11 protein-coding genes are annotated in these 13559 nt (G+C 61.6%); all 11 read right to left on the bottom strand.

Annotated elements, in window-relative coordinates:
- Positions 1-307: 307 nt before the first annotated feature.
- On the bottom strand, positions 308-1081 hold the full coding sequence (locus tag QLG10_RS13605) for an SDR family oxidoreductase (protein WP_020795477.1): 774 nt from the start codon (positions 1079-1081) through the stop codon (positions 308-310).
- Positions 1078-2289, bottom strand: a complete 1212-nt coding sequence (locus QLG10_RS13600; protein WP_188264708.1) for an O-succinylhomoserine sulfhydrylase — start codon at positions 2287-2289, stop codon at positions 1078-1080. The genes QLG10_RS13605 and QLG10_RS13600 overlap by 4 nt, the downstream gene beginning before the upstream one ends.
- Before the next feature lie 73 nt (positions 2290-2362).
- Positions 2363-3868, bottom strand: a complete 1506-nt coding sequence (gene purF, locus QLG10_RS13595; protein WP_020795479.1) for an amidophosphoribosyltransferase — start codon at positions 3866-3868, stop codon at positions 2363-2365.
- Between the two features lie 41 nt (positions 3869-3909).
- Positions 3910-4470 carry a CvpA family protein gene (locus QLG10_RS13590; protein WP_110749177.1) on the bottom strand — a complete coding sequence of 187 codons (561 nt, stop codon included), beginning with the start codon at positions 4468-4470 and terminating at the stop codon, positions 3910-3912.
- Between the two features lie 98 nt (positions 4471-4568).
- On the bottom strand, positions 4569-5237 hold the full coding sequence (locus QLG10_RS13585; protein ID WP_110749179.1) for an SPOR domain-containing protein: 669 nt from the start codon (positions 5235-5237) through the stop codon (positions 4569-4571).
- The gene (folC, locus tag QLG10_RS13580) at positions 5221-6528 is read right to left on the bottom strand and encodes a bifunctional tetrahydrofolate synthase/dihydrofolate synthase (protein ID WP_110749181.1); all 1308 of its coding nucleotides are present in this window, start codon (positions 6526-6528) and stop codon (positions 5221-5223) included. The genes QLG10_RS13585 and folC overlap by 17 nt, the downstream gene beginning before the upstream one ends.
- Entirely contained in the window at positions 6525-7445 is a 921-nt protein-coding gene (gene accD / locus QLG10_RS13575) for an acetyl-CoA carboxylase, carboxyltransferase subunit beta (protein ID WP_020795483.1), read from the bottom strand. The genes folC and accD overlap by 4 nt, the downstream gene beginning before the upstream one ends.
- A 185-nt stretch (positions 7446-7630) precedes the next feature.
- Positions 7631-8257 (bottom strand): phosphoribosylanthranilate isomerase, encoded by a 627-nt coding sequence (locus tag QLG10_RS13570; protein WP_110749183.1) that lies wholly within the window; start codon positions 8255-8257, stop codon positions 7631-7633.
- Between the two features lie 63 nt (positions 8258-8320).
- Complete coding sequence (gene truA / locus QLG10_RS13565) at positions 8321-9145, bottom strand: tRNA pseudouridine(38-40) synthase TruA (protein WP_033039317.1); 825 nt, start codon at positions 9143-9145, stop codon at positions 8321-8323.
- A 299-nt stretch (positions 9146-9444) separates the two neighbouring features.
- Positions 9445-12132 (bottom strand): FimV/HubP family polar landmark protein, encoded by a 2688-nt coding sequence (locus tag QLG10_RS13560; RefSeq protein ID WP_282487511.1) that lies wholly within the window; start codon positions 12130-12132, stop codon positions 9445-9447.
- 177 nt (positions 12133-12309) lie between these two features.
- Positions 12310-13320 carry an aspartate-semialdehyde dehydrogenase gene (locus QLG10_RS13555; protein WP_110749187.1) on the bottom strand — a complete coding sequence of 337 codons (1011 nt, stop codon included), beginning with the start codon at positions 13318-13320 and terminating at the stop codon, positions 12310-12312.
- Between the last annotated feature and the right edge of the window lie 239 nt (positions 13321-13559).

Raw genomic sequence — 13559 nt, 5'->3', positions numbered from 1 at the left:
AACCGCCGACATTCTGCTTGTAAGGCAGACGCTCTCCCAGCTGAGCTAATCACCCGTTTGCATCTCCGAGGCCGCGAAATTTACGCAGGTAGCGAACCTAAGTCAATAGCAGGATTGAAGTTTTTCTGAAAAAGACAAAATTGTGTCTTGCACAGCTAGACCGCTTTCGCGAGCAAGCCCGCTCCCACACTGGATCTGCGGCAGACCACTGGATTGTGATCGACATAAATACAGTGTGGGAGCGGGCTTGCTCGCGAAGACGGCGGCACATTCAACACCGATGCTGAAGACAGCGTCCTTGCCCGATCTACTCGCTGTAGATCATTTTCTTGGTCATGCCGCCATCGACCACGAATTCCTGGCCGGTGACAAAACCGGCGTTCTTCGACAGCAGCCAGGCCACCATCGCCGCCACGTCCTCGACTGTCCCTACCCTGCCCGCCGGATGCTGGGCATGGTCGGCATCGGTCAGCGGCTCGGCACGGCGCACCGACGGGTCCCGCGCATCGATCCAGCCAGGGCTGACCGCATTGACCCGAATCTCCGGGCCAAGGCTGATGGCCAGCGCGTGAGTCAAGGCCAGCAGGCCGCCCTTGCTCGCGGCATAGGCCTCGGTATCGGGTTCCGACTGTGCGGCACGGGTCGAGGCCAGGTTGACGATCGCCCCGCTATGGGCCCGCAGGTATGGCGCACAGTGCTTGGCCAACAGCATCGGCCCACTGAGGTTCACCGCCAGTACCCGGTTCCAGTAAGCCAGGTCGAGGCTTTCCAGGGTAATGTTGTGCGGATCGGCAACCGCGGCATTGCACACCAGCGCATCCAGGCGCCCGAACTGCCCCAGCACCTCGGCAACACCCAGCGCCACCTGCCCTTCGTTCGAGACGTCCATGGCGATGAACCAGGCGTTGTCGCCCAGCACCTTCGCCACTTTCGACCCGCGCACCCGGTCCAGGTCGGTCAGCACCACTTGCCAGCCTTCGCTGATCAACCAGGCCGCAATCCCCAGGCCAATGCCCCGCGCCGCACCGGTCACCAGTGCCACACGGCCATTGGTGCCCGATGGCGTGGACAACTCGATCACAGGGCAGCCAAACCGCGCGCCAGGTCGGCTTGCAGGTCTGCCACGTCTTCCAGGCCGACCGCAATGCGGATCAGGCTGTCACGAATGCCCGCAGCCTCACGCTCTTGCGGCGCCAGGCGGCCGTGGGAGGTGGTGCTCGGGTGGGTGATGGTGGTCTTGCTGTCGCCCAGGTTGGCAGTGATCGAAATCAGGCGGGTCGCATCGATAAAGCGCCAGGCGCCCTCTTTGCCGCCCTTGACCTCGAAACTCACCACCGCGCCGAAGCCCTTTTGCTGACGCAGGGCCAGCTCGTGCTGTGGATGGCTCTTGAGGCCGGCGTAATGGACTTTCTCGATGCCGTCCTGCTGCTCCAGCCATTCGGCCAGTTGCTGGGCGTTGGCGCAATGGGCCTTCATCCGCAGGTTGAGGGTTTCCAGGCCCTTGAGGAAGATCCAGGCGTTGAACGGGCTCAAAGTCGGCCCGGCGGTGCGCAGGAAGCCGACCACTTCTTTCATCTGCTCGCTGCGTCCGGCCACGACACCGCCCATGCAACGGCCCTGGCCGTCGATGAACTTGGTTGCCGAGTGCACGACGATGTCCGCACCCATTTTCAACGGCTGTTGCAGCGCCGGGGTGCAGAAGCAGTTGTCGACCACCAGCATCGCGCCCTTGGCGTGAGCGATTTTCGCCAGTTCGGCGATATCCACCAGCTCAGCCAACGGGTTGGACGGCGATTCGACGAACAGCAATTTGGTGTTGGCCTTGATCGACGCATCCCAGCCGGACAAATCCGCCAGGGGCACGTAGTCGACTTCGATGCCGAAGCGCTTGAAGTACTTCTCGAACAGGCTGATGGTCGAGCCGAATACGCTACGCGACACCAGCACGTGGTCGCCGGCGCTGCAAAGGCTCATCACCACCGCCATGATCGCAGCCATGCCGGTGGCAGTGGCCACGGCCTGCTCGGCGCTTTCCAGGGCGGCAATACGCTCTTCGAAGGCACGTACGGTAGGGTTGGTGTAGCGTGAATAGACGTTACCCGGCACTTCCCCGGCAAAACGCGCGGCCGCATCGGCGGCGGTACGGAATACATAGCTGGAAGTGAAGAACATCGGATCGCCGTGTTCGCCTTCCGGCGTACGGTGCTGACCGGCACGAACGGCCAGGGTATCGAACGCTACGCCTTCGAGGTCGCTGTCCAACCGACCGGCATCCCAATCCTGACTCATGCTGTCACTCCTTTCCCTATTCTCGTAAATTAAAAGCCAGATACAAAACCGGCCCCTCAGGGCCGGTAGTTACTCAATTGTTGTACAGATCGATGATCGCGCTGACTGCCTGGGTCTTGACCTTGGAGGCATCGTTACGCGCCTGCTCGATCTTGTTCAGGTAAGCCTCGTCGACGTCGCCGGTGACGTACTGGCCGTCGAACACCGCGCAATCGAACTTGTCGATCTTGATCTTGCCGCCACCGACCGCTTCGATCAAGTCAGGCAGATCCTGATAGATCAGCCAGTCGGCACCGATCAGGTCCGCAACGTCCTGGGTCGAACGGTTGTGGGCGATCAGCTCGTGGGCGCTCGGCATGTCGATGCCGTAGACGTTCGGGAAACGCACGGCCGGGGCTGCGGAGCAGAAGTAAACGTTCTTGGCGCCTGCTTCGCGTGCCATCTGGATGATCTGCTTGCAGGTGGTGCCGCGCACGATGGAATCGTCCACCAGCATCACGTTCTTGCCGCGGAATTCCAGCTCGATGGCGTTGAGCTTCTGGCGTACGGATTTTTTCCGTGCGGCCTGCCCCGGCATGATGAAGGTGCGGCCGATGTAGCGGTTCTTCACGAAACCTTCGCGGAACTTCACGCCCAGGTGGTTCGCCAGCTCCAGGGCCGCGGTGCGGCTGGTGTCCGGGATCGGGATGACCACGTCGATATCGTGATCCGGACGCTCGCGCAGGATCTTCTCGGCGAGCTTCTCACCCATGCGCAGGCGGGCCTTGTACACCGACACGCCGTCGATGATCGAGTCTGGACGCGCCAGGTAGACGTGCTCGAAGATGCACGGGGTCAGGGACGGGTTGGTTGCGCACTGACGAGTGTGCAGCTTGCCGTCTTCGGTGATGTAGACCGCTTCGCCCGGTGCCAGGTCGCGAATCAGGGTAAAACCAAGCACGTCCAGGGACACGCTCTCGGAGGCGATCATGTATTCGACGCCTTCGTCGGTGTGACGCTGGCCGAACACGATCGGACGGATGCCGTGCGGGTCGCGGAATCCGACGATGCCGTAACCGGTCACCATGGCCACGACCGCATAGCCACCGACGCAACGATTGTGCACGTCGGTGACGGCAGCAAATACGTCTTCTTCAGTCGGCTGCAGCTTGCCGCGCTGGGCCAGCTCGTGCGCGAACACGTTCAGCAGTACTTCTGAATCGGAACTGGTGTTGACGTGGCGCAGGTCAGATTCGTAAATCTCCTTGGCCAGTTGTTCAACGTTGGTCAGGTTACCGTTATGCGCCAGGGTGATGCCGTAAGGCGAGTTGACGTAAAACGGTTGAGCTTCGGCCGAGGTCGAGCTGCCCGCGGTCGGGTAGCGCACATGGCCAATGCCCATGTGGCCGACCAGGCGCTGCATGTGACGCTGATGGAACACGTCACGCACCAGGCCATTGTCCTTGCGCAGGAATAACCGGCCATCATGGCTGGTCACGATACCGGCAGCGTCCTGGCCGCGGTGCTGGAGGACGGTTAGCGCGTCATACAGCGCCTGATTGACGTTCGACTTACCGACGATACCGACGATGCCACACATGCGACGCAACCCCTACTTAATGGATCTGAACTGAACAACACTCACTGAGGCGTTTTGGCCATCGGCAAGAGCTGCTCCTTGAACGGAATATCAGCGGGTACGCTGATACCGCTGGCAAGCCACTGACTGCTCCACCCGAGAATCAGGTTTTTGGACCAATCTGCGACCAATAGAAATTTTGGCACGAGCTGCGACTGTTTCCACCACTCGTCCTGTTGTACCGGCCCCAGGCTCAACAGCCCGACCGCCACGACCACCAGCAGCACGCCACGCGCTGCGCCGAAAGCCATGCCGAGGAATCGATCGGTCCCGGACAACCCGGTGACGCGAACCAACTCGCCGATAAGATAATTGATCATTGCGCCTACGATCAGCGTGGCGACAAACATGATGGCACAGCCCGTGATTATACGAGCCGATGGGGTCTGGATATATCCGGCGAGGTACTCGGACAATGAGCCACCGAACATCCAGGCAACGGCTCCTGCGATGATCCAGGTCACCAGCGACAGTGCTTCCTTGACGAAGCCGCGGCTCAGACTGATCAAAGCGGAGATGGCGACGATTGCAACGATCGCCCAGTCAACCCAGGTAAATGGCACAGTGCAGCCTACAGACGGATAAGGCGGCGCATTTTAGCAGAGCCCATGCTTATCGGTAAGCTGCGATTGTCAGTGCATTTCAAATCGCGGCGATAGATTTAGCCACGTTCTGGTTGAAAGCGCACGACAAACCCCTTGAGGTTCTGTTGGCGGTTCAACAGGTCACGCAGGCGATCAGCCTCTGCACGCTCAATCAGCGGCCCGACAAACACGCGATTCTTGCCGTCGGCAGTGCGGATATAGGCGTTATAACCCTGGCTGCGCAGGGTTTTTTGCAGCTTTTCCGCACTTTCGCGATTGGCCAGGCTGGCCAGTTGCACCGACCAACTGACCGACAGGCCATTGGCGTCGACGCGGCTTTGACTGGTATCCGGCTTGCCCGGTGCGGCGCTGATCGGTTGCGACGGTGGCGTGGCGGGCTTGGCCGCCAGCGCCGGAACAGGGGCTGGCGCAGGGGGCGGCGTGACCGGCTTGGCGGCGGGTGCCGGAGCGACAGGTGCAACCGGTGCAACCGGCGCTTCCTGCTGGGCGATTTCTTCGTCGCTCGGCACAGGTTCCTGTGGCAGGGCCTGGGGCTCAGGCACCACCACGGACTCCACCTGCACTTGCGGCATCGCCGGCGCTTGTGGCGCGGCCGGAGCCTGGACTTCCACCTGGCGCTGTTCATCCTGGCGGGAAAACAGCATCGGCAGGAAAATCACGGCCAGGGCGACCAGGACCAGGGCACCGACCATGCGTTGCTTGTAAGCCTTATCCAGCAATGCCATTTGCCGCTTCCTCCGTGGAGCGCCGGGCCAGCCACTCAAGGGCCTCGGCAACACAATAGAATGATCCGAACAACAGAATCTCGTCGTCACTCGTCGCCTGCGCACACTGCCCTTCCAGAGCGGTGGCCACACTATCATACGACGTCACCGAAGCACCGCGCTTGTCCAGCGCGTCGCGCAAGTCGGCCACCGGTCGCGCCCGGGGCGAATCCAGCGGCGCGACCGCCCAGTGCTCGACACTAGCACTCAATTCGCCAATGACACCCTCCAGATCCTTGTCAGCCAGTAACCCGAATACCGCCAGACGCTTGCCCGCCGGTGGACGGCTGGCCAGGCGACGGGCCAGATACTCTGCGGCATGGGGGTTATGCCCCACATCCAGCAACAAATTGAGGCGCTTACCCTGCCAGTCGACCTGCCGGCGATCGAGTCGACCCACTATCCGCGTCGCTTGCAGCGCCTGGACAATCTGCGCGCTTACCCAAGGCAACCCGAGCAACAGATAGGCTTGCAGCGCCAGGGCGGCGTTTTCCATCGGCAGGTCGAGCAGCGGCAGGTCGTGCAATTCGACCGCTTGCCCCCTGGCATCGACGCCGCGCCATTGCCAATGCTGATCGGTAACACCCAGGTCGAAATCGCGCCCACGCAGGAAAAACGGGCAATTGAGTTCGCGCGCCTTGTCCAGCAGCGGTTGCGGAGGATTCAAGTCGCCGCAGAGCGCAGGCGCGCCCCGACGGAAGATGCCGGCCTTCTCAAAGGCCACCGACTCGCGGGTATCACCCAGGTAATCCGCATGATCCACGCCAATGCTGGTGACCAACGCCATGTCGGCGTCTACCACATTGACGGTGTCCAGGCGTCCGCCCAGGCCCACTTCCAGGACCACGGCGTCAAGCCCGGACTGTTGAAACAGCCAGAACGCCGCCAGGGTTCCCATCTCGAAATAGGTCAGGGAGGTATCGCCGCGACCGGCTTCGACCGCAGCAAAAGCCTGGCAAAGCTCGGCGTCAGTGGCTTCGACGCCATTGACCTGCACCCGCTCGTTGTAACGCAGCAGGTGCGGAGAACTGTAGACACCGACGCGCAGGCCCTGCGCCCGCAGCAATGAAGCCACGAATGCACAGGTAGAGCCCTTGCCATTGGTGCCGGTGACCGTGATCACCCGAGGCGCCGGCTTGCCCAATCCCATACGGGACGCTACCTGCTGCGAGCGCTCAAGCCCCATGTCGATGGCCGAAGGGTGCAACTGCTCAAGGTAGGCGAGCCACTCGCCAAGGGTACGCTCGGTCATAGGTTGGCAGGTACCGGTGGAACCACGACTGGCTCGATTGGCGCAGCGACGAATTTCGGCGTCGGCAGGCCCATCATTTGTGCCAGCAGGTTACCCAGGCGCGGACGCAGTTCCTGACGGTGAATGATCATGTCGATCGCGCCGTGCTCCAGCAGGAACTCGCTGCGCTGGAAGCCTTCGGGCAGTTTTTCGCGAACGGTTTGTTCGATCACGCGCGGCCCGGCAAAGCCGATCAGGGCCTTGGGCTCGCCGACGATCACGTCGCCCAGCATCGCCAGGCTGGCGGACACACCGCCGTAGACCGGGTCGGTCAGCACGGAAATGAATGGAATGCCTTCTTCACGCAGACGCGCCAGCACCGCGGAGGTCTTGGCCATTTGCATCAGCGAGATCAGGGCTTCCTGCATCCGCGCGCCACCGGAGGCGGAGAAGCAGATCATCGGGCAGCGTTTTTCCAGCGCGTAGTTGGCCGCGCGCACGAAGCGCTCACCGACGATGGCGCCCATCGAGCCGCCCATGAACGAGAATTCGAACGCCGACACCACGACAGGCATGCCCAGCAGGGTGCCGCTCATGGAGATCAGCGCGTCTTTTTCGCCAGTCTGCTTCTGCGCCGCGGTCAGGCGATCCTTGTACTTCTTGCCGTCGCGGAACTTCAGGCGGTCAACCGGCTCCAGGTCAGCGCCCAGCTCGGTACGACCTTCGGCATCGAGGAAAATATCGATACGCGCGCGCGCGCCGATACGCATGTGATGATTGCACTTAGGGCAAACGTCCAGGGTTTTTTCCAGCTCCGGACGATACAGCACAGCCTCGCAAGACGGGCATTTGTGCCAAAGACCTTCAGGCACCGAGCTCTTCTTGACCTCGGAACGCATGATCGAAGGGATCAGTTTGTCTACTAACCAGTTGCTCATGCTTTCTTTCTCCAGTACCGGCGGCCCGAACGCTCTGGTTCGCAGCCCCGCGTATGCCCTTGAGCTAAATTCATGTGTGCGGCGATGTTCGATGGGTGCCGGGTCAGTGCAGCGTGACCTGCGTACACCCCATCAATCCTCAGCCGTTTTGTACAGTGCAGTGGACGGCGGCAGTCTGCCAGCCGTCACATCAAGCTGCCACGGACTGCCTTGATAAACGCCTGAATCTTTGCGTGATCCTTGATGCCCTTGCTAGCCTCTACCCCGCCACTGACATCCACGGCATAAGGTCGAACCCGCGCCACCGCCTCGGCGACGTTTTCCGGAGTCAGGCCGCCCGCCAGGATAATCGGCTTGTTCAAGCCTTGCGGTATCAATGACCAGTCGAACGCCTGGCCGGTTCCACCGGGAACACCTTCGACATAGGCGTCGAGCAAAATACCGCTGGCACTCGGATAAGCCGCGCAAGCCTTCGCGATATCATCCCCCGCCTTGACCCGCAGCGCCTTGATGTACGGGCGATGCCAACCCTCGCAATCCGCTGCACTTTCATCGCCATGGAACTGCAGCAGGTCCAGTGGCACGGCGTCGAGGATTTCTCCCAGTTCGCAGCGGCTGGCGTTGACGAACAGACCCACGGTGGTGACGAACGGCGGCAACGCCTTGATGATCGCGCGCGCCTGCTGGAACGTCACGCCCCGCGGGCTCTTGGCGTAGAACACAAAGCCGATGGCGTCAGCCCCGGCCTCGACCGCCGCCAACGCATCTTCTATGCGGGTAATCCCGCAAATCTTGCTGCGAACGGCTGGCATGTCGATAAATCCTCACGGTAAATCCGGGAAAGTCCCGGATGGTAACAAAAGCGTTCGAAGGCGTCAGCCGTCAAGTTCGCTGAAACCGGTAAGGAAATGTGGGCCGATGTAACGCTCGGGCAACTGGAACTCGTCGCGGTACTCGACCTGCACCAGATACAGGCCGAACGGATGCGCCGTCACCCCGCCGGAACGGCGAATCCGGCTCTCCAGCACTTCCTTCATCCACTCCACCGGACGCTCGCCGGCACCGATGGTCATCAGCACGCCGGCGATGTTGCGCACCATATGGTGCAGGAAGGCACTGGCGCGAATATCCAGCACGATCATCTTGCCGTGGCGCGTGACGCGCAAGTGATGCAGCTCCTTGATCGGCGACTTGGCCTGGCACTGGCCAGCGCGGAAAGCGCTGAAATCGTGGGTGCCCACCAGGTACCGGGCCGCTTCGGCCATGCGCTCGACGTCCAGCGGACGGTGGTTCCAGGTGATTTCTTCGTTCAGGTGCGCCGGACGGATCTGGTCGTTGTAGATCACGTAGCGATAGCGCCGGGCAATAGCCTTGAACCGGGCATGAAAATGCGCCGGCATGACCTTGGCCCAACTGACGCTGACATCGTGCGGCAAATTGATATTGGCGCCCATGACCCAGGCTTTCATCGAACGCTCGACTTGCGTATCGAAGTGCACCACTTGGCCACACGCGTGCACGCCGGCATCGGTACGCCCGGCGCAGAGCAGCGAAACGGGAGAGTCGGCCACCTTCGACAAGGCGTTTTCGAGGGTTTCCTGCACCGTGAGCACGCCGGAAGCCTGGCGCTGCCAGCCACGATAACGCGAGCCCTTGTATTCAACGCCCAACGCGATCCGGAAAAAGCCGTCGGCCGCCATTTCGGCGGCCGGGTTATCTATGTTTGCCAAGGAGTGACAGCCTGCTGATTTACGCAAAGGGGGCATTATAAGGCTGCCGAGCGGGGACGCCAGTACAACAGAAGGTCCTGTGGTGAATGGGATACCCCCTTCGCGAGCAAGCCCGCTCCCACAGTGAACCGCGTTTCTTCAGGCAAAACGCAGTTCACTGTGGGAGCGGGCTTGCCCGCGATGAGGCCCTGCAAGCCACCATCGCACCGCCCGCAAACAAAAACGGCAGCCTCAATGGGCTGCCGCTTTGCTTACAACCGCTCAATCACTCAAGCCAGGCGCGCAAGCATCTCCTTCGCTTCGCTCTTCTGCCCGTCGTCGCCTTCGCTCACCACCTCGTTGAGGATGTCACGCGCACCATCGTTATCGCCCATGTCGATGTAGGCCTGGGCCAGGTCGAGTTTGGTGGCGACCTCGTCGGTACCGGACAGGAAATCGAATTCCGGCTCATCATCCACGGTTGCCAGGGCGTCATCCACGGTGAAGCTTGGCTCACTGATGCTCTGGGACAGGCTTTCCAATTCGGCGCTGACGTCATCCAGCTCAGTACCAAATGCCTGCTCAGGCGCCGGAACGTCCATCTCATCGGCCAGCGACAAATCGAAATCCGCCGGCAGGTCCAGATCGTCCAGGGTCACTTGTGGCACGTCCGGCGCTGGCGCGGCCGGCAGGTCCTTGACGTCTTCATCCAGGCTCAGCAGGAAATCGTCCTCGGCCAGGATCGCGGGCGTTGGCTCGCCACCGAGGTCCATGTCCAGGTCGAACTCCGACAGGTCATCGAGGTTTTCCTTGATTTCAGTCTGCTGCTGCAAGACCGACTCGAAGCTCAGGTCATCGTCCAGCGGGAAATCTTCCAGATCGGCCAGGGTTGTTTCCGGCTCCGGCTCCGGCGCTGGTACTGGTGCCGGCTCGACCGCGACCGGCGTTACCGGCGTGACATTTTCCAGGTCATCCAGACTCAAGTCGAACGCGCTGTCAAAATCGTCATCGAATGCAGCCGGTGCCTGCGGCTCGTCGAGCAACAGGTCCTTGACGTACTGTGCGTCCAGCTCGGCAGCAGCGGCGGCAGCGGCGATACCGCCCGCAGCGACCAGCGCCATGGCCGGGAAGCGGCTCTTGAGTTTTTCCACCTGGGCATAATTGTCGCCATTGGCGACCAACTGCCGCTCCTGGACCACGAACGCGTCGCGATCACCCTGCAAACCGTAGACTTCCATCAGCTTGAGGCGCAAATCGCTGCGTTGCGGCTCCTGCTTGACGCCCTCTTCAAGCAGCGCGGCAGCCTGATTCAGGCGACCGCCATCGATGTGCGACTGCGCGCGACCCAACACATCGTCGGAATGCTCGGCGGCTGGCGATACCAGTGGCGCGGCAATCGGCGGCGTAACCACGACCGGGGCAATCACCGGAGCGGGAGCTGGCGCCGATGCTGGAGTCGGTGCTGGAGTCGGTGCAGTGGCCAGTTTCGGGCTCGGTGGCGCATCCTCCAGGTCATCGAAGATGCCTTTTGACAGGTCAAGCTCGGAGGAAAACGCTTGCTCTTCGGCCAAGGCGCGGGCCATGCGCAGATGTTTCTCGGCTTCCTGCTGGGCTTTGCGGCGACGGGCCAGCAACAGCAGCAACAGCAACACCACCACTGCCCCGCCACCCGCCACACCCAGCAGCCACGGATTGGTCAGCAACTCATTGAATTTCTGCTCATCGGAGGCTGCAGGTTTCGATTCGATCGGTGTTTCTGCCGGAGCCGCAGCAGGCGTCGCTTCAGCCGGAACAGGCGCGGGGGCCGTTGCTTCGGCCGGAACCGGAGCCGGCGCTTCGGCAGGCGTTGCCGCCGGATCGGCAGGCACCTCAGCCGGGATCGCCGCAGCGGTCGCAGTTGTCGCAGGCGCTCCTGCCGCACCTTCGGCCTGCAATTTGGCCAGTTGGTTGTTCTTCAGCTCAATGAGGCGTTGCAGCTTGTCCATCTGGCTTTGCAGATCAGTCATGCGGCTTTTCAGCTCAGCACTGTCGCGGCGCTTGGTATCGAGACTTTCCTGGGTCACCGCCAGCTGGTTGTTCAAGGCCTTGGCATCGCCTGCTACGCCCTTGCCCTTGGCTTTTCCGGATTCGGCGGAAACCAGGCTCAGCTTGTCCTGAGCGGCTTGCGACGAAGACGCCTCACCGCGGCCGCGACTGGTCGCATCGAGTTGCTGCTGGCCAGTACCAGGCTTGGCGACATACCGACGCCCCTGACGCCAGGCGGTGTTCTGTGCAGTCACTTCGGCGATGGCCTTGGCTTGCGGCAGGCTTGTGCTTTGTGCCTGATCCGGCAGGCGCAATACCTGGCCGGTTTTGAGCCGGTTGATGTTGCCATCGATGAAGGCATCCGGGTTCAGCGCCTGGATGGCCAGCATGGTTTGTTGAATCGAACCGCCGTTACGCGCCTTCGCGGCGATTTCCCACAGGGTATCGCGCCGCGTGGTGGTGTATTCGGACGGTTTGGTCGCGCCAGTGACGGGCGTGGTACCGGTTTGAACAGGTTCAGCTTGCGCAGCCGCGTCAGCGGTCTGCGGCGAGAATTTCGACGGATCGAGCAGCACGCTGTAATCGCGCAGCAGTCGACCGTTGGGCCACATCACCTGAACCAGGAATTTCACCATCGGTTCGGTCAGGGGCTTACTGGAAGTGACACGCAGGATGCTTTTGCCGCTGGCGTTGAGCACCGGGGTAAAGGTCAGGTCGTTGAGAAACGCCTGGCGGTCGACACCGGCCTTGGCGAAATCTTCAGGAGAAGCCAGGCTCGGCACCACTTCGGCAGCGGTGAGCTCCTTGACGTCGAGCAACTCGATTTCCGCCACCAGGGGCTGGTTCAGCGTCGACTTCAGGGTCAGTTCCCCGAGCCCGAGGGCATGCGCCATACCGGAGGACAGCGCCGAGGCGGCCGCTATTGCTAACACCAGTTTGCGAACTTGAACCATAGCTTATCCTTAGTTTTCACATTCCTCGGCCAGCGAGGCAGATAGCCGCTGCCGTAAGGCATTGCGCGCGGGCGAAGGTCGCCGCGCGCGATCGTTTCATGCATGCCCTGCAAAGCCCTTCAGGGCGGCTCGCCTTCGACATTACGGCCAAGCATGACGCTCGTTTGGAAGTATCTTTTACAGCAGGTCTTTTATCAACAACTCGGCGACCTGCACAGCATTGAGCGCCGCGCCTTTGCGTACGTTATCTGACGTCAGCCACACATTAAGTTCCGACGGTTCGTCGATCCCCAAGCGCACCCGACCAACGTAGACCACATCCTGCCCTACCGCATCGCCGACCGCCGTCGGGTAATCACCGGCTTCCACCAGCTCGATGCCGGGAGCGGCCTCGAGCGCAGCGTTGACTTTTGCCAGGTCGATATCGCTCGCGCACTGCAGGGTCACGCTATAGCTATCGCCAAAAAACACCGGGGCTTGAATGCAAGTGACGGAAATCTTCAATGATGGCAACGCCATGACTTGACGCAGTTCGCGCACCAGGCGCTTTTCCAGCAGGGTATGGCCCTGTTCATCCGGCTTGCCGACCTGGGCCAGCAGGTTAAAAGCCATCTGCCGGTCAAAGAAGGTTGGCTCCAGTGGGCGCACGTTCAGCAATTCGGCGGTTTGCCGGGCCAGCTCGGTCACGGCTTCGCGGCCCTGGGCCGATACTGCCAGGCTGGCGGTCAGGTTGATGCGTTGCAAATCGAGCAGCCCCAGCAGGGGTGCGAGCAGCACCGCCAGGGTGGTGGCCGCCGGGCTCGGGCTGCTGACCTGGAATGGCTTTTTCAGGCCGGCCAGCACTGAAGCATTCGCTTCCGGGACCACCTGTGGCGCTTGCTCGGCCGGCAAGGCGCCAGACAGATCGATGATCGAGCAACCGGCCGCCGTGGCACGCGCGGCGTAACTCAATGTCACTGCCGGACCGGCGGCAAAAAACACCAACTGGACCTTGCCGAAATCGAACTCATCGACTTCACGCACCCGTACGTTCTTGCCGCGGTACGGCACCGAACTGCCGGCGGATTCGCTGCTGGCCAGCAGATGCAGGCTGCCGATCGGAAAATCACGCTCTTCGAGGATCTGCACAAGCGTTTCGCCGACAGTACCGGTGGCACCGATCACGGCAATATCAAGGGTCTGGCTCATGGTTTTACCTCTGGCGAAACGGGGGGAGCGGCACTTTACCGGGTGGGGGGCATGCAGGCAATTCTGCCGGATATTTGCTGTGGCTGTACCGACCCCTTCGCGGGCAAGCCCGCTCCCACAGGTTCAGCGTCGTCCTTGTGGGAGCGGGCGTGCCCGCGAAGAGGCCGGTATGGGCAACCAATAAACTTCAAACTGTCAGGAATAAAAAACCCGCACCTCTTTCAAGGCGCGGGTTCTTT

It is taken from the genome of Pseudomonas sp. V98_8, assembly GCF_029967975.1.
GTDB classification, from domain to species: domain Bacteria; phylum Pseudomonadota; class Gammaproteobacteria; order Pseudomonadales; family Pseudomonadaceae; genus Aquipseudomonas; species Aquipseudomonas umsongensis.
Note: the sequence above shows the minus strand (reverse complement) of the source record. Positions and strands in the feature narration are given on the sequence as shown.